15 protein-coding genes are annotated in these 15,477 nt (G+C 72.2%); 1 reads left to right on the top strand and 14 read right to left on the bottom strand.

Going from position 1 to position 15,477, the window contains the following annotated elements; genetic code table 11:
• Nucleotides 1–169: 169 nt before the first annotated feature.
• The 11 genes from fmt to mihF all read right to left on the bottom strand — a co-directional run bounded on the left by fmt (nucleotide 170) and on the right by mihF (nucleotide 11,926).
• Nucleotides 170–1,096, bottom strand: a complete 927-nt coding sequence (gene fmt, locus AB0I15_RS31265; protein WP_358102886.1) for a methionyl-tRNA formyltransferase — start codon at nucleotides 1,094–1,096, stop codon at nucleotides 170–172.
• A gap of 4 nt (nucleotides 1,097–1,100) precedes the next feature.
• Nucleotides 1,101–1,649, bottom strand: coding sequence for a peptide deformylase (gene def, locus AB0I15_RS31260; protein ID WP_358102883.1), 549 nt, complete (start codon nucleotides 1,647–1,649; stop codon nucleotides 1,101–1,103).
• Between the two features lie 59 nt (nucleotides 1,650–1,708).
• Nucleotides 1,709–3,052, bottom strand: coding sequence for a hypothetical protein (locus AB0I15_RS31255; protein WP_358102880.1), 1,344 nt, complete (start codon nucleotides 3,050–3,052; stop codon nucleotides 1,709–1,711).
• Between the two features lie 37 nt (nucleotides 3,053–3,089).
• Entirely contained in the window at nucleotides 3,090–4,556 is a 1,467-nt protein-coding gene (locus AB0I15_RS31250; protein WP_358102877.1) for a hypothetical protein, read from the bottom strand.
• Nucleotides 4,557–4,605: 49 nt separating this feature from the next.
• Nucleotides 4,606–6,792: a primosomal protein N' gene (locus AB0I15_RS31245; RefSeq protein WP_358102875.1), complete on the bottom strand. Its 2,187-nt coding sequence runs from the start codon at nucleotides 6,790–6,792 to the stop codon at nucleotides 4,606–4,608.
• 466 nt (nucleotides 6,793–7,258) lie between these two features.
• Nucleotides 7,259–8,446, bottom strand: a complete 1,188-nt coding sequence (gene metK, locus AB0I15_RS31240) for a methionine adenosyltransferase (RefSeq protein ID WP_358102872.1) — start codon at nucleotides 8,444–8,446, stop codon at nucleotides 7,259–7,261.
• Nucleotides 8,447–8,574: 128 nt separating this feature from the next.
• Nucleotides 8,575–8,793, bottom strand: a complete 219-nt coding sequence (locus tag AB0I15_RS31235; RefSeq protein ID WP_358102868.1) for a hypothetical protein — start codon at nucleotides 8,791–8,793, stop codon at nucleotides 8,575–8,577.
• A 545-nt stretch (nucleotides 8,794–9,338) separates the two neighbouring features.
• On the bottom strand, nucleotides 9,339–10,610 hold the full coding sequence (coaBC, locus tag AB0I15_RS31230; RefSeq protein WP_358102865.1) for a bifunctional phosphopantothenoylcysteine decarboxylase/phosphopantothenate--cysteine ligase CoaBC: 1,272 nt from the start codon (nucleotides 10,608–10,610) through the stop codon (nucleotides 9,339–9,341).
• Nucleotides 10,611–10,618: 8 nt separating this feature from the next.
• Nucleotides 10,619–10,888: a DNA-directed RNA polymerase subunit omega gene (gene rpoZ, locus AB0I15_RS31225; protein WP_043638590.1), complete on the bottom strand. Its 270-nt coding sequence runs from the start codon at nucleotides 10,886–10,888 to the stop codon at nucleotides 10,619–10,621.
• Between the two features lie 5 nt (nucleotides 10,889–10,893).
• Complete coding sequence (gmk, locus tag AB0I15_RS31220; protein ID WP_358102987.1) at nucleotides 10,894–11,487, bottom strand: guanylate kinase; 594 nt, start codon at nucleotides 11,485–11,487, stop codon at nucleotides 10,894–10,896.
• A 115-nt stretch (nucleotides 11,488–11,602) separates the two neighbouring features.
• Entirely contained in the window at nucleotides 11,603–11,926 is a 324-nt protein-coding gene (mihF, locus tag AB0I15_RS31215; RefSeq protein WP_020541698.1) for an integration host factor, actinobacterial type, read from the bottom strand.
• 793 nt (nucleotides 11,927–12,719) lie between these two features.
• On the opposite strand from mihF, the gene AB0I15_RS31210 reads away from it, so the two are divergent.
• Entirely contained in the window at nucleotides 12,720–12,848 is a 129-nt protein-coding gene (locus AB0I15_RS31210) for a hypothetical protein (RefSeq protein WP_358102863.1), read from the top strand.
• A gap of 87 nt (nucleotides 12,849–12,935) precedes the next feature.
• Here the strand turns inward: AB0I15_RS31210 and pyrF are convergent, their stop codons facing one another.
• Genes pyrF through AB0I15_RS31195 form a run of 3 tightly spaced genes read right to left on the bottom strand, consistent with a single transcriptional unit; the run spans nucleotide 12,936 to nucleotide 15,463 of the window.
• Nucleotides 12,936–13,628, bottom strand: coding sequence for an orotidine-5'-phosphate decarboxylase (gene pyrF / locus AB0I15_RS31205; protein WP_358102860.1), 693 nt, complete (start codon nucleotides 13,626–13,628; stop codon nucleotides 12,936–12,938).
• A gap of 16 nt (nucleotides 13,629–13,644) precedes the next feature.
• Nucleotides 13,645–14,622 carry a dihydroorotate dehydrogenase gene (locus tag AB0I15_RS31200; RefSeq protein WP_358102856.1) on the bottom strand — a complete coding sequence of 326 codons (978 nt, stop codon included), beginning with the start codon at nucleotides 14,620–14,622 and terminating at the stop codon, nucleotides 13,645–13,647.
• Nucleotides 14,612–15,463 carry a dihydroorotate dehydrogenase electron transfer subunit gene (locus tag AB0I15_RS31195; RefSeq protein WP_358102853.1) on the bottom strand — a complete coding sequence of 284 codons (852 nt, stop codon included), beginning with the start codon at nucleotides 15,461–15,463 and terminating at the stop codon, nucleotides 14,612–14,614. Before AB0I15_RS31195 ends, AB0I15_RS31200 begins: the two co-directional genes overlap by 11 nt.
• Nucleotides 15,464–15,477 lie beyond the last annotated feature (14 nt).

Raw genomic sequence — 15,477 nt, 5'->3', positions numbered from 1 at the left:
CTCTCACTACGCCGTGCGCGGCAGCCGGTCGAGCACGGCGCCCAGCACGTCACGGAGCACGTCACGGAGCACCGTGCAGAGAACCGCGTCGAGCCGGGTGCGAGCGCTCTGCCACCGGTTGTGGTCATGACGTCGATGCTACCGTCGGCAGCGGAGTGGACACGTTCGGTCACTTGAAGTCCTCTTCACCCTCTGGGCGAACCCCGCGGGCCCACTCCCCGGCCCCCATGAGCCGCTTGCCCTGCGGCTGCACCTCGCCCAGCTCCACCGCGTCGGTGGCCGTACCGACCAGCACCGTCGTCTTCGTCGCGGCGATCTCCCCGGGCGCGAGCCGCTCACCGTGGGCCACCCGGACCGGCCCCACCTTCACCCGCTGCCCCCGGAACTCGCTCCACGCCCCGGGGTTGGGCGTGCAGGCCCGGATGAGGCGGTCGACGTGCATGGCGGGCTTGGCCCAGTCGATGCGGGCGTCGGAGACGGAGATCTTGGGGGCGATGGTGACCCCGTCGGCGGGCTGCGGGCGGGCCTCCAGGCTGCCGTCCGCCACGCCGTCGAGGGTGGCGGCGAGCAGCCCCGCCCCCGAGATCGACAACCGCTCCAGCAGCGTGCCGCTCGTGTCGGTGCCGCGGATCTCCTCGGTCACCACGCCGTAGACGGGACCGGCGTCGAGCTCTTTCACGATCTCGAACGTCGACGCGCCGGTGATCTCGTCGCCGTGCAGGATCGCGTGCTGAACGGGGGCGGCCCCCCGCCAGGCGGGCAGGATCGAGAAGTGCAGGTTGATCCAGCCGCGCCGGGGCACGTCGAGCGCGGACTGCGGCAGCAGCGCGCCGTAGGCCACCACCGGGCAGCAGTCGGGCTCGAGCTCGCGGAGCCGGTCGAGGAAGGCCGGGTCGCCGGCCTTCTGCGGGCGCAGCACCTCGATGCCCGCCTCCTCGGCGAGCTCGGCCACCGGCGAGGGGTGGACCTTGCGCCCGCGGCCCGACTGCGCGTCGGGACGGGTGACGACCGCCACGACCTCGTGGCGGGGCGAGTCGATCAGGGTGCGCAGCGACGGGAGCGCCGTCTCGGGCGTGCCCGCGAAGACCAGACGCATGCTCTCAGAGCGCCTTTCCACCGGTGACGTGGGGTGAGACCTTGATCACGGGGGCGGACAGGCCGCTCCACTCCGCCTCGCGCACGGCCTTCATGGCCAGCTTGCGCTGTTTGGGGTCCATGCGGTCGATGAACAGGATGCCGTCGAGGTGGTCGGTCTCGTGCTGGAAGCAGCGGGCCATCAGGTCGGTGCCCTCCAGCGTGACGGGCTCGCCGTGCATGTTGAGGCCCTTGGCGACGGCCCGGATGGAGCGCGGCGTGGGGAACGACAGGCCCGGGAACGACAGGCAGCCCTCCTCGCCCTCCTCGTCGAGGTCCGCGGACAGGTCGAGGTCGGGGTTGATCAGATGGCCGAGCTGGTCGTCGACGTAGTAGGTGAACACCCGCAGCCCGACGCCGATCTGGGGAGCCGCCAGGCCCGCGCCCGGGGCGTCCATCATCGTGTCGGTGAGGTCCTTGACCAGCTTGCGGAGCTCCTTGTCGAAGTCGACGACCGGGGCCGCCGGGGTGCGCAGCACCGGGTCTCCGAACAGCCGGATCGACTGGATGGCCAAGGGGGTCACTCCGTTTCTCAAGCGTGGAACAGCCAAGTTTAGTGCAGGGCGGGAAGCCGTCACCTGCGGTGCGCGTCCGCGTGCTCCAGTGAGCGGGCCTTCATCGCGGCCTTGCGCGCCGCCTTGACCACGGCCTGGTCGTCATGCGCGGTGGCAAGCATGTCGAGGACGGCGATCGTGTCGGGGTGGCCCACCGCGGGCATCTCGCCGACCAGCTTGATCAGGTCTTCCCCCGGCTCGGGCGTGTCGAGCCGGCCGGCCGCGGCGCCCGACAGGTGCATGAGGGCGGCCAGGGAGTCGACCGCGATCCAGGTGTGGTCCTCGGAGCTGAGCGTCGGGGCGTCGAGGTCGCGGATGTGCAGCCAGGAGGCGGCGTAGCGGCGCATCAGCGGGTGCTCGAGGGCCTGCCTGACCGGGGCCTCGGCCTCGGGGCCCAGCTCCTCCAGGATGGCGCCCACGGCCCCGCGCTGGCCCGCCGTGCCGGAGGCGGCGATCTCGATCAGGTCGCGGGCGGCCGTCTCGGGGGCCCGGCGCTCCAGCCACCCGGCGACGGCACTCTGCGTGGCGGTGCCCTTGACCAGCGCCTCCACCAGCTCGGCCGCCGACAGGTCGGCGAACACCTCCACCTCGGCCGCGGTGGGCGCGTCGTGACCCTCGCGCAGCAGGTCGCGCCGGATGGCCCAGACGCCGAGCGGGGTCAGGGCGGTGCGGCCCGCGCTGGTCTGCTCGACCAGCCCGCAGTAGGTCAGCAGCGACAGCGCCTCGAGCAGCTCCGCGGGCAGGGCGGCGGCGATCCTGCGCATCTCGACGGGGCCGGGCGCGCAGGCCACCTCGTGGGACTGCAGGATGCCGCGGGCGAGGTTGGCGGTGGCGACCCCGGAGCGTACGGAGTAGATCGTGGCGAGCATCTCGGCGAGATGGCCGTCGACCACGGCCGAGCCGGTCAGGCCGTCGTCGGCGCGGTCGAGCACGTCCATCACCACGCCGTCCCAGAACTCCAGCGTGGCCTCGACCGTGAGCTGCATCGACAGCGGCCCCCGGGAGACCCGGCCGGCGAGGATCTGCAGCAGCCCGGTGTTGACGGCGACGATCCAGATCAGGCGGAGCCGGGCGGCCGGCAGGTCCAGCTCCTCGACGACGGCCGCGGCGTCGGCCTCGGCCAGGTGGCCCTCGGGGGTCACCTGGCGGGTGCCGGTCCAGGCCGTGAGCCTGATCGCGTCGGCCACGAGCGGCACCACGGGCACCGCCGTCGCCAGCTCGGCGTCGGACGCCAGCAGGACCGGCGGGAACGTCAGCGCCTCGTGCTCCACCGGAGTCTCCTCAGGGGGCCGCGGAGGCACGGCGGGAGCCTGCTCATCGATCAGCTTGCGCAGCTCGGCGAGGTCGAAGACATTGTTTGCCACCCACGAAACTTACTGCACACCGGTCACATGAGCGTACTCAACGGATGGCCCGGGACCGGGCTTTGAACGCCGCCTTGCGCGCCGCCTTGGCCACCGTGCCGTCGGGGATGGAGCGTCCGAGCAGCTCGAGAACGTCGACGACGTCGGGATGGTCGACCCGCCACATTTCCTCGATCAGGTGGGCGGGCGGGCCGGAGGCGGCCATGTTCTCGGCGAAGATCTCGGGGTCCTCCTCGGCCGCGGGCATGGCGAGGGCGAGCATGTCGACGCTGACCCAGAGCAGCTCGTCCTGGGTGAGCGACGGCGCGGGCAGCCCCCTGGCGGCCAGCCAGTGGATGGCGTGCGGGCGGAGCTCCTGGTCCTCCAGGTAGTCGCGCACCTGGGGCTCGGCCTCGGAGCCGAGCCGGTCGACGATGGTGATGGCGATGCCGCGGGCCACGGCGGGCGCGCCTGAGGCGGCGGCGAGCAGCTCGGCGGCTGCCTCGCCCTCGCCCCTGCCGGTCAGCCAGCGGTTGATGTCGTCTTCCGCCAGCTCGGTGGGGACGCCGTCGAGCAGCCCCTCGATGAGCCCGAGCGCGTCGGCCTCGGCCAGGTCGGGGGCCTGCGGGGCCTCGATGCCGAGCGTGAGGTAGTGCTCGCGCAGCCCCCAGACCCCCAGGGGCGTGAGCTCGGCGCCGTCGGCCGCCACGTCGAGCATGCCGGACCAGACCAGCCGGTCGAGCACGGCGGGCAGGTCGACCTCGCCCTCGCCGGCGATCTCGTCGAGGTAGTCGCCGATCACGGCGGCGGGGACGCGCACCTGGAGCCTGTAGAGCATGTCGAACAGGTCGTAGAGGCCCTCGTCGAGCTCGGCCGAGCCGGTGATCGCGCCGCCGGTGTCGTGCTCGAGCACGCGGGCCACGCGCTGCGCCCACTCCTCCAGGGGCTCGCCGCCGGGCAGCGGCTCCTCCGCCAGCATCGGTACGCCGTCCAGCGCGGCCATCAGGTCTTCGGGCGCGGCCAGCCGGGCGGCGGGCAGCGGCGTGCATCCGGGACAGTCGCAGGGCGCCTCGCCCAGGTCGGGCAGCTCGCCGGAGGGGATGGCGACCGCCTGCTCCAGCGACTCGGGGCCGATGGAGCTGAACAGGCTCTTGGCCATGCCGAAGTTCGCCGTGTCGGCGAGGGCCTCCCGCATGCGCGGAGCGATGTCGTCGAGCCTGCCGCGCATCAGCTCCGCCGTCGCCTCGCTCACCTCGCCCGCCTCGGTGAGGTAGACGACGAGGATGCGGGCGGCGGCGACGGTCTCCGCCGCGCTCTCCGGCGGCGCGATGACCTTGCGCGGATAGATGGACAGCAGCAGCTCGTCGAAGGTCTCGGGAGTGAAATCACCCAGTTCATTGACGTTGAGGTAGTCGCTGGCGTAGTCGCAGAGCAGGCGGACCTCGTCCGCGTCCACTTCGACTTCCCGCGCGCGCCCCCAAGCGCGCAGGTCGTCGATGGCCTGGTTCACCCATTCGATCGACACAGGGGCACGCTAACGGCTGGCCCACGGATGAGCGAATCGGGGAAACGGTCTAAATCAGGTCGAGTGGGTCGACACTCACCCTCACGACATCTGGTGTCTTTCTCGCCGCACGTACCCCGCTGGCCCCCTTGAGCGCGGCGGACAGGGCCGCGCCACCGGCCCGGTGCACCCGGATCATGGCGCGTTCCTGGCCCTGATCGTCCAGGGGAACGGGGCCGAGCACCTGGGCGTCGGGCGGGAGACGTACTTCGTCGAGCATCTGCCTGACCGCCCCGGCCGTGCCGGTGAGCGTCGCCATGCGCACGGCGGGCGGGAATCCCAGCTCGGCCCGGTCGCCGAGCTCACGCTCGGCGTGGGTGACCGGATCCCACCTGAGCAGGGCCTGTACGGCGGGCAGCCCCGCGTCCCCGAGCACCACCAGCTCGGCGCCGGGGCGGAGCAGGGCGGCGGCGTTCATCCACCGGCGTACGGTCTCCTCGCCCGCCCGCAGGTCGGCCCGCCCGAGCAGCGCCCAGCCGTCGAGCAGCACGGCCGCCGCGTAGCCGTCGACGGCCACCGGCTCGGCGCCCGGTGTGGCGACGACCAGCGCCCGCGCGGCCGGCACGGTGGCGAGGACGCCGTCGCGTCCCGAGGTGCGCACCGGCACGGAGGGGAAGGCCCGGCCGAGCTCCTCGGCGGTGCGCCGGGCGCCCGTGACCACCGCACGCAGCCGGGGACTGCCGCAGGACGAGCACCGCCAGTCCGCGTCCACCCGGCCGCACCAGCGGCAGTAGGGGGCCGCGTGGCCGCCCCTGAGCGCCAGCGGCCCATGGCACAGCGGCTCCGCGCCGCCGCCAGTGACGTCCGGTGGGGTCGCCCGGCTCTCGTCCTGGACTTGGCCGGGGGCGGTCCCGGCGATGGTGTTCCCGGTGGGTGCGGTCGTGGCGGGTGCGGTCGTGGCGGGCGCGGTTCTGGCGGGTGCGGTCCTGGTGGGCGGGAGGACGCAGCGGGCCGGGGTGCGGCAGTGGCCGCACGCCAGGGCGGGCAGATAGCCGCGCCGGGGCACCTGCACCAGCACGGGCCCGCTCTCCAGGCCCTGTCGCAGCGCGCGCCAGGCGATGCTGGGCAGCCTTGCCTGGCGGGCGGCCTGGTCCTTGGCCAGCTCGGCGTCCTCGCCCGCGGGCCGCACGCGGGGCGCGAGGCCCCGGATCGTCGTCCGTGCGGCCACGATCGGCCTGGCCCAGCGGGTGGCGACGAGCTGTGTCGCCTCGGCGGTACGGGCGTAGCCCCCGATCAGCAGCCCCGCGCCGCTCCTGTGGGCGCGCAGCCCGAGCACCTCGCGGGCATGCGGGTAGGGGGCCAACCGCTCGGCGTGCAGGTCGTCACCGTCGTCCCAGATGGCCACCAGGCCGAGATCCGCGACGGGGGCGAACATGGCCGCCCGGGTGCCCACGACGGCGCGCACCTGGCCTCTCAGGACCTTCAGCCACCGTCTGTACCGCTCGGCGGGACCCAGGTCGGCGGTGAGCGCCACGTGCCGGCCGGGGCCGAGCAGCCGCTCGAACGCGCCGTCGGCCAGCGCCACGTCCTTGCCGTCGGGGACCACGACGACCGCTCCCCTGCCGCCGTCGAGCGTCGCCAGCACCGCCTCGCCCATCGCCCCGGCCCATCCCCTGGCGCCGGGCAGCGCCGACCACACGGCCCGGGGCGCGCGCCCGTCGCGCAGCGCGTCGAGGAACGAAGGGCCGGTCGGGTAGGCGTCCCAGGCGCTCTGGGCGGGTCTTTCGACGGCCTCGCCGCCCGGCGGGTCCTCCTTGGCGGGCTCGGCCTCGGCCTTGGCGTGGCGCGGCGGGACGGCCAGGCGCAGGACGTCGGTCAGGGTGCCCGCATAGCGGTCGGCGACCGCCCTGGCCAGCCCGGCGATCTCCGGGGTGAGCACCCGCTCGGGCGACACCACGCGCTCCAGCGGGGTGAGCCTGCCCTCGTGGTCGCTCTCCTCGACCCGTTCGAGCAGGAACCCGTCGACGAGCTTGCCCGCGAACCGCACCCGGACGCGCACACCGGGCTCGGCCGTCTCGTGCATGGTGGCTGGCACCAGGTAGTCGAAGGGGCGGTCGAGGTGCGGCAGCGGGCTGTCCACGACGATCCGCGCCACCGGACGGTCGGGGGCGGGCACGGGAGCCCCTTTGGTGTCCTTCGACGACGCTGGGGGCCGCACGGCGTCGAGCGGCAGGAGGGCGTCGTCGGAGTGGGTCACGCATAACGTCTACCAGACCCCGCCGCCCGCGACGCCCACGCTCCGAACAGCCTCCACGAGGTACGGCACCGGCATCGGCTCCCCGCCGAACAGCCCGTCCAGCGGCCCTCCAGCGACCACGACCAATGGTCGGCGCCGGAGATTCAGAGCGGGCCGCAGGGGGCACCCGCGGACGACCGCCCGGCGGGCGGTGAACGCTCAGCAGCCGGTGAGCACCAAGGAGATCATGCGCCCCACGTGGCCCGTGCCGGGGCGCGACACATCCCGGCCACGGCGTCCTGGGCACGGCATCCCGGTCAGGGAGTCCCGGCCACGACACCCTGGGCTCGACGTCGCGGCGACCGGACCGGCCGCCCAGGTGAGTCGCCCATAACGCCGAGCAGTCACCGGCCGTCAGGCGGGCGGCGACGGCCCAGCCGTCGCCACGGGACCTTCCAGCCGGTGACTGTGTGGTTGCGGAGCCCGACTACAGGCCGGCGGCGGTGCGCAGGGCCTCGGCGCGGTCGGTCGACTCCCAGGAGAAGCCCTCACGGCCGAAGTGGCCGTAGGCGGCGGTCTCCGAGTAGATCGGACGCAGCAGGTCGAGGTCGCGGATGATCGCGGCCGGACGCAGGTCGAACACCTGCAGCACGGCGTCCTGGATCTTCTCCACCGGCAGCTTCTCGGTGCCGAAGCACTCCACGAACAGACCCACCGGCTGAGCCTTGCCGATGGCGTAGGCGACCTGCACCTCGCACCGGTCGGCGAGCCCGGCGGCGACGACGTTCTTGGCGACCCAGCGCATGGCGTAGGCGGCGGAGCGGTCGACCTTGGACGGGTCCTTGCCCGAGAAGGCGCCGCCACCGTGGCGGGCCATGCCGCCGTAGGTGTCGATGATGATCTTGCGACCGGTGAGGCCGGCGTCGCCCATCGGGCCGCCGATCTCGAAGCGGCCGGTCGGGTTGACAAGCAGGCGGTAGCCCTCGATGTCGAGGTCGAGGCCCGCGAGCACGGGGTCGACCACGTGCTCCTTGATGTCGGGCGTCAGCATCTCCTTGAGGTCGATCTCCGCCGCGTGCTGCGTGGAGACGACCACGGTGTCGAGGCGGACCGGCGTGTCGCCGTCGTACTCGATCGTCACCTGGGTCTTGCCGTCGGGACGGAGGTAGGGCACGGTGCCGCTCTTGCGCACCTCGGACAGGCGCTGGGCCAGCCGGTGGGCGAGAGTGATCGGCAGCGGCATCAGCTCGGGGGTCTCACGGCAGGCGTAGCCGAACATGAGGCCCTGGTCGCCGGCGCCCTGGCGGTCGAGCTCGTCGGCGTCGCCGCCCACGCGGTGCTCATAGGCGTCGTCGACGCCCTGGGCGATGTCGGGCGACTGCGCGCCGATGGACACGGACACGCCGCACGAGGCTCCGTCGAAGCCCTTGTGGGAGGCGTCGTAGCCGATCTCCAGGATCTTCTCCCGGATGACCCCGGGAATGTCGACGTAGGTCTCGGTCGTGACCTCGCCTGCGACGTGGACCTGGCCGGTAGTGATCATCGTCTCGACGGCGACCCGGCTCTTGGGGTCGTCCTTGAGCATGGTGTCGAGAATCGCGTCACTGATCTGGTCGGCGATCTTGTCCGGGTGGCCCTCGGTGACCGACTCGGAGGTGAACAGGCGACGTGACAACTCAGTGGCTCCTCATGCAGCGGCTGCTGACGGATGTAAGGCCCGGGACGAATGGGCATGCCTGGGCCTCGCCGAAGTCTAGCCCCACCAGGCGCCAGGTCGCGAAACCGTCCACTATCTGTCACCTCTCACAGGTCGGGCAGCGGGTCGTGGGGCAGCAGCTCCGGCGCGAAGATCTCCGCGTCTGCGGCCGACACCACGGCGGCGTACTCCTCATCGAACTCGAACACCATCGAGCCCAGCTCGATTACGGGTCCAGGCAGGATGGGGCCGAGCCTGGTGTGCCGCGGGAACTCCGCGAACACCGAAACCGGCCGATCGCTCCTGAACGTTCTGGTGGCCAGCACCGATACAGCCGAGTCGGTGACCACGATCAGGAAGTTCCCCGTGCCCGCGGCCCCCGCGCAGAACGCGGGGAAGACGTAGTGGATCTCCCCTTGGTCGCCGAGCAATGTTCTACAACGATCCCTGACAGCAGAACCCACCGGCATTCCATCCCCCTTTGACCCAAGTATCCGCAGGCGGGCGGGGATGTCGCAACAGGTGATCGGGTAATCGGTTACGCACTCTTTGTGCGTCGTACACAGTGGATATCCGTTTACGGCACTTTCGGGCGACTCTAAGCACGGGCGGGAGCGTAAGCGCAGGTGAGCGGCTTGGGCCTTCCAGGGCCCCAAGGGGGAGGGCGCACCCTCACGGGACCTGCTCGGGCACGCACCCATCCGCCGACGCGTGCGGGCTCTACCGCCACGCACGTTCGTTGAGGCACCGACGCTCCGGACACGTGTCGAAGAGAGCCCCCGCGCCAGAGTCAGCGGCGCGCCGCAGCAAGCGGGCGCATCGCGAACGCCGGCCCATCAGGGCAGGCGAACGAATCAGATCAGGAGACCCGTCAGGACAGGCGGGTGGGGTCGGGGAGGCGGGTGGCGACCAGGTCCCACACGGCGTCGGCCACGTCTTCCTTGGGCCCGTACGGCACCTCCACCGCCTCGCCGCCCGCCACCAGCACGGTGGCGGCGTTGTCGGCGGTGCCGAAGGCCAGGCCCTCCCCCACCTGGTTGACGACCAGCAGGTCGCAACCCTTGCGAGCGAGCTTGGCCTGCCCGTTGGCGAGGACGTCGTGCGTCTCGGCCGCGAACCCGACGATCACCCCGGGGCGCACCTCGCCCGGACGAATTCCGCCGGATGCTCTGCCGGGCGTGTCGCCGCCCGCCTGGGCCGCGCGGGCCTGGCGGCGGCGTTCGCCGAGTTCGGCGAGGATGTCGGGGTTCTTGGTGAGGCGGATGGCCTCGGGTTCCCCGTCCGTCTTCTTGATCTTCTCGTCGCGGCGCGTCTCGGGCCTGAAGTCGGCGACGGCGGCGGCCATGACGACCACGTCGGCGTCGGCGGAGGCGGTGAGCACGGCCTCGCGCAGCTCGGCCGTGGACTCGACGCGGACGACCTTGGCGCCGGCGGGATCGGGCAGCACGACGTTGGCGGCCACGAGCGTCACCTCGGCGCCTCTGGCGGCGGCCGTGCGGGCCAGGGCGTAACCCTGCAGCCCGGACGAGCGGTTGCCGATGAAGCGGACCGGGTCGATCGCCTCGCGGGTGCCGCCCGCGGAGACCACGACCTTGCGCCCGGCCAGGTCGCGCGGTCTGCCGCGCAGCACGCGCAGGCAGATCTGGAAGATCTCGGCTGGGTCGGGCAGCCGCCCGGGGCCGGTGTCGGCGCCGGTGAGCCGGCCCACGGCCGGGTCGATCACGACGGAGCCCCGCTCGCGCAGGGTCGCCACGTTGGCCACGGTGGCGGGATGCTGCCACATCTCGGTGTGCATCGCGGGCGCGAACACGACCGGGCACCTGGCCGTCAGCAGCGTGTTGGTGAGCAGATCGCCGGCCAGCCCGTGCGCCGCCTTGGCGAGCACGTCGGCCGTCGCAGGCGCCACCACGACGAGGTCGGCCTGCTTGCCGATCCGCACGTGGGGCACCTCGTGAACGTCGTCCCACACCTCCGCCGACACGGGGTTGCCCGACAGGGCGGCCCAGGTGGGCGCGCCCACGAACTTCAGGGCCTCGCGGGTCGGGACGACCCGCACCTCGTGCCCGGACTCGGTGAACAGGCGCAGCAGCTCACACGCCTTGTACGCGGCGATGCCGCCACTGACGCCCAGGACGACCTTCATCGAAGGGGTCAGACCGCGCCTTCGATGGGCTCGGCGTTGAGCAGGCCCTCGGAGACCTCACGCAGTGCGATGGACAGGGGCTTCTCCTGAGCGTGCGTCTCGACCAGCGGCCCGACGTATTCCAGCAGGCCCTCGCCGAGCTGGGAGTAGTAGGCGTTGATCTGGCGGGCGCGCTTGGCACCCATGATCACCAGTGAGTATTTGCTGTCGACGATGTCGAGCAGCGCGTCGATCGGCGGGTTGGTGATGCCCTCCGCGGCCGGGGTGGTGCCTGCCACGATTGTCAGACCTCTCGGTTGGTGGTTGTCGTGACCCCCTGAGGGTCAGTCATCAAGGCTATCAGCCGGTGGCACACGTCTTGGACACTCGTGTTCACCAGGGTGAGGTCGAACTCCGATTCGGCGGCCATCTCGACCCGCCCGGCCTGCAGCCGGCGCGCGATGACGTCCTCCGGCTCGGTGCCGCGCCCGCGCAGCCGCTTCTCCAGCTCCTCCCAGGTGGGCGGGGCCAGGAAGATCAGCAGCGCCTCCGGCATGCTCCGGCGTACCTGCCTGGCGCCCTCGAGGTCGATCTCGAGCAGCGTCGGCACGCCCTCGGCGAGCTTCTTCAGCACCGGCTCGCGCGGCGTGCCGTAGCGGTTGCCCGCGAACTCCGCCCACTCGAGCAGCTCCCCGGACTCCACGAGCCGGTCGAACTCCTCGCCGTCGACGAAGAAGTAGTGAACCCCGTTGACCTCGCCGGGCCGGGGTCTCCTGGTTGTCACCGAGACCGACAGCCACACCGCGGGGTGTGCCCGCCGGAGCTCGGCGACGACCGTGGACTTACCGACGCCCGACGGCCCTGAAAGGACCGTCAGCCGCCGCTCGCTCAAGGGCAGGAAGCCGACCTCCGTCCCCGGTCCGACCGCCTCGTGGGCACTGACATCGCCGGACCAGGACCTGTCGGTCACTTCCTACCCCCAGTTGAACCTGCGCTTTCGTGTGGAACAGAGATTAGCTCTCGTTGCCACCGAACTCGCGCTCGAGGGAGGCCCTCTGGTTCGCGCCGAGACCCCGCACGCGGCGGGACTCGGCGATGGCAAGCCGCTCCATGAGCTGCTTGGCGCGGACCTTGCCCACGCCGGGGAGCGATTCCAACAAAGCCGACACCTTCATCTTGCCGATGACGTCGTCGGTCTGCCCATCCTTGAGCACCTCAGCCAGAGAAACCGCGCCATGCTTGAGCCGGTTCTTGACCTCGGCACGCTCTTTACGGGCCTTGGCAGCCTTTTCCAGGGCTGCGGCGCGCTGCTCAGGGGTCAGGGGAGGAAGAGCCACGCCGGGTCACCTCGAATTTCTGTCGATGTACTCGGACGGGAAGGGAAACTAGCTGGTCATCGGCCCCTAAGCAACGTCAAGCGCGTTTTCTCTCCTCACAAAATCCACTTCATCACTCTGCGTGATTGTAAAATCACATTGTGCTGATCAAATCGCCCTCACTTGAGCCTTCGCGCGTCGGCTCGCGCCGTTGTCGTGAAACGCAACGATGATCACATTCCAGTCATCCCGCGATGTCCGAAACCCACGCCGCACCAGGGCCGAAACCTGACTGGGCGGTTGCGTGCGAGGCCCTGCGCAGATGGCTTATGATCTTGTTAGCGCGGTGACCGGTCTGACCGTTGTCAGGTGCCGTCCTGACAGCCCGGGACGCCGGAGCGACCGCACGGGTCCAGGGCGCCCAAAAGTCACGCGAGCGAACACGCGTGTGCGACGGGGACGACGGTGCCCGGGGTGACGGCGTTCGCCGCTCGGGGGTGAACGTTTCACCACAGGCGGGGTCGGATTCGCCACGGCCGGGGTCAAGTGTGCGCTTCGTCACGGCGAGCACCACGTGAGCCTTCACGACCGGCCATGACGGACGGCAACGGACGTCGGCGCGTGCGGGTCGGCCGGCTTGCCGTAAAGGATGGGGGGCCAGCCGCTCGGCGTGGCGCCGCGAACGGTCGAGCACGCACGACGACCGCCGCGCCCCCGCACGGCGGCCCGACCCACGCAGTACGAACCGGCACGCACACGGCGAACCGCCGAACGCACGGCGCCGCGACCCAGCAGCCGCCGGCCCGGTGCGGCAATGGTCGGCACGCGAACGGCGAGCCGACGCGAACGGCAGAGCGACCCGGCAGCCGCCGACCCGGCCGACGAAGGCGCAGCGGTCCGGCACACGCACGCCGGGCAGGCCGACGAAGGCGCGGACGAGTGAAAAGGGCGAAAGGCCGGCGGACGGCAGCGAGCAGAGGGCGGCAGGGAAAGCGGGAACGGGGAAAGCGGCGAACGGGGAGCGGCGGGGTTAGACGGCGCGGCGGAGGGAGGCGGCGATGGCGGCGGCGGTCGCGCCCGGGTCTGGGGAGCCGGTGATGGGGCGGCCGATGACCAGCAGGTCCGCGCCGTCCGCCAGCGCCTGCTCAGGCGTGGCCACCCGCACCTGGTCCTGCGTGGCGGCCCCCGTGGGCCGTACGCCCGGCGTGATGAGCGTGATCCCCTCCCCCACCTCCGCCCGCACCGCCGACACCTCGTTCGGCGAGCACACCAGCGCCGTCGCCCCCGCTTCGACCGACAGCGCTGCCAACCGGCGTACGGCGTCGTCGGCCGGCCCGACCAGGCCGATGCGGCCCAGGTCGGCCTCGGTCAGGGAGGTCAGGATGGTCACGGCGGCGATCTGGGTGCGGGGCGCGGACTCGACGGCCGCCCTGATCATGGCCGGGCCACCGGCCGCGTGCACGGTGAGGATCGCGGGCCGCAGCCGGGCCACCGCCCGTGCGGCGCCCGCCACGGTGTTCGGGATGTCGTGCAGCTTGAGGTCGAGGAACACCTGTACGCCGCTGGCACCGCGCACCGAGGCGATCACGTCGGGCCCGTAGCGCAGGTAGAGCTCCAGGCCCACCTTGACCGTGCTGACGTGGGGCGTGACCAGGGCGGCCCACCGGGCGGCGGTCTCCAGGTCGGGGGCGTCGAGGGCGACGGCGATGGGTGCGGGAGTCAAGACGTGCCCTCCTGGGTCACGGGGTGCTTTCTTCGGAGTCGACGAGCAGGTGCCGGGGCGCGCTCCCCGGCGGGCGGTGGGCCAGGCCGACGGCGTCGGCCAGCCGCTGGAAGCCTCGGGCCCTCAGGAGGTCCTCGAGCTCGCGTTCGATGCGCAGGCAGGCATAGGGGTCGTGGAACAGCGCCGTGCCCACTCCGACCACACAGGCGCCCGCCAGGACCAGTTGGAAGGCGTCCTTGCCGGTCATCACGCCGCCGATGCCGATCAGGGGCACTCCGGGGAGCGCGGCGTGGACCTGCCAGACGCACCGTACGGCGAGCGGCAGGATGGCCGGCCCCGACAGCCCGCCGGTGACGGCGGCGAGCGAGGGGCGCAGCGCCTCGGTGTCGATGGCCATGCCCAGCGGATTGTTGATCATGGACAGCGCGTCGGCCCCGGCGTCCACGCAGGCGCGGGCGACGGAGACGATGTCGGCCACGTCGGGCGCGAGCTTGGCCACGACGGGGACGTCGTAACGCATGATCGACCGGACGGAGGCGATGACCTCGGCGGCGGCGCTGCCCTCGCGGGCGAAGACCCGTCCGCGGTCCTCCATGTTCGGGCAGGAGAGGTTGACCTCCAGCGCGGTGACCCCGGGCGCGTCGGCGAGCCTGCGGGCCAGCTCGGAGTATTCGGCGACGGTGCCGCCGCCGATCGAGACGATGGTCTTGATGCCCCGCTGGGCCAGCCAGGGCAGCTCCCGCTCCAGGAAGGCGTCGATGCCCGGCCCCTGCAGCCCGACGGCGTTGAGCATGCCCGAGGGCGTCTCGGCCATGCGCGGCGTGGGGCGCCCCGCGCGCGGGGCCATGGTGATCGAGCGGGTGGTGAGCGCGCCGAGCCGGTGCAGGTCGAAGAACTGGGCCAGCTCCCGCCCGGAGGCGGCGCAGCCGGCGGCGGTGGTGATGGGGTTGGCCAGTTCCACGTGCGCCAGGAATGTACGCATATCAACTGACATGTCGTGCACCGCCTCCGGGGGCGCCGAGCGCGTCGAACGGGATCGTTCCCACGTCCTCGAAGCGCACCCGCTCCCCCCGGAACACCGGCCCCTCCGCGCACGCCCTGACCATCCTGGTCACTCCGTCATCGCCGATGACCGGCAGCACGCACGTCATGCACACCCCGATCCCGCAGGCCATCGACTCCTCGACGGCGACCTGCACCGGGATGTCGAACTCCATCGCCACCGCCGTCACCGCCCGCAGCGTCTCCATGGGCGCGCAGGCGTAGACGGCGTCGGCCCGCGTGTCGGCGATCACCGACGGCAGCGCGTCGGTGACCCTGCCGCGCAGCCCGAGCGAGCCGTCCTCGGTGGTCAGCGTCGTCGTCTCGGCCATCCTGCGGGCCCGCATCGCGCCGAACACCCGCTCGGCCCCGGCCGCGCCGAGCACGAAGTCGACCCGGCAGCCCCGCGCCAGCAGCGCGTCGGCCAGCGGGAACAGCACGGCGGAGCCGTATTCGGAGCCGACGAGCACGCAGTGCACGGGGTCGCGCGGCAGCGGAAAGGGCCGCCCCAGCGGCCCCACCAGGTCGAGCGTGTCACGGGCGCGCCGCTCGGCCAGCCAGGCCGTGCCGGGCCCGCCGGTGGTGAAGACCAGCTCGACCGTGCCGCCGTAGTCGGACTTCACGTCGTGGATGGAGAACGCGCGGCGCGTCACCATCGAGGTGTGCGGCCCGCCCACGGCCACGGAGACGAAGTGACCGGGGCGGTAACGCTCGGCTATGCCGGGCGCCACCACCGTCAGCGCATGGTAGGCGTCGACCCGGCGCGTCGTCAGCACCGTGCCCGTCACCTGCACCGGAGTACCGGCCA

The organism is Nonomuraea sp. NPDC050643, assembly GCF_040654715.1.
Lineage (GTDB): Bacteria > Actinomycetota > Actinomycetes > Streptosporangiales > Streptosporangiaceae > Nonomuraea.
This window is presented reverse-complemented; position numbering and strand designations above follow the sequence as displayed.

What these genes read in the sequence shown, in the direction of transcription:
- fmt (WP_358102886.1), bottom strand. Translation starts at nt 1,096, where the DNA reads ATGCGTCTGGTCTTCGCGGGCACGCCCGAGACGGCGCTCCCGTCGCTG.
- coaBC (WP_358102865.1), bottom strand. Translation starts at nt 10,610, where the DNA reads ATGAAGGTCGTCCTGGGCGTCAGTGGCGGCATCGCCGCGTACAAGGCG.
- AB0I15_RS31210 (WP_358102863.1), top strand. Translation starts at nt 12,720, where the DNA reads ATGGTCGGCACGCGAACGGCGAGCCGACGCGAACGGCAGAGCGACCCG.
- AB0I15_RS31200 (WP_358102856.1), bottom strand. Translation starts at nt 14,622, where the DNA reads ATGTCAGTTGATATGCGTACATTCCTGGCGCACGTGGAACTGGCCAAC.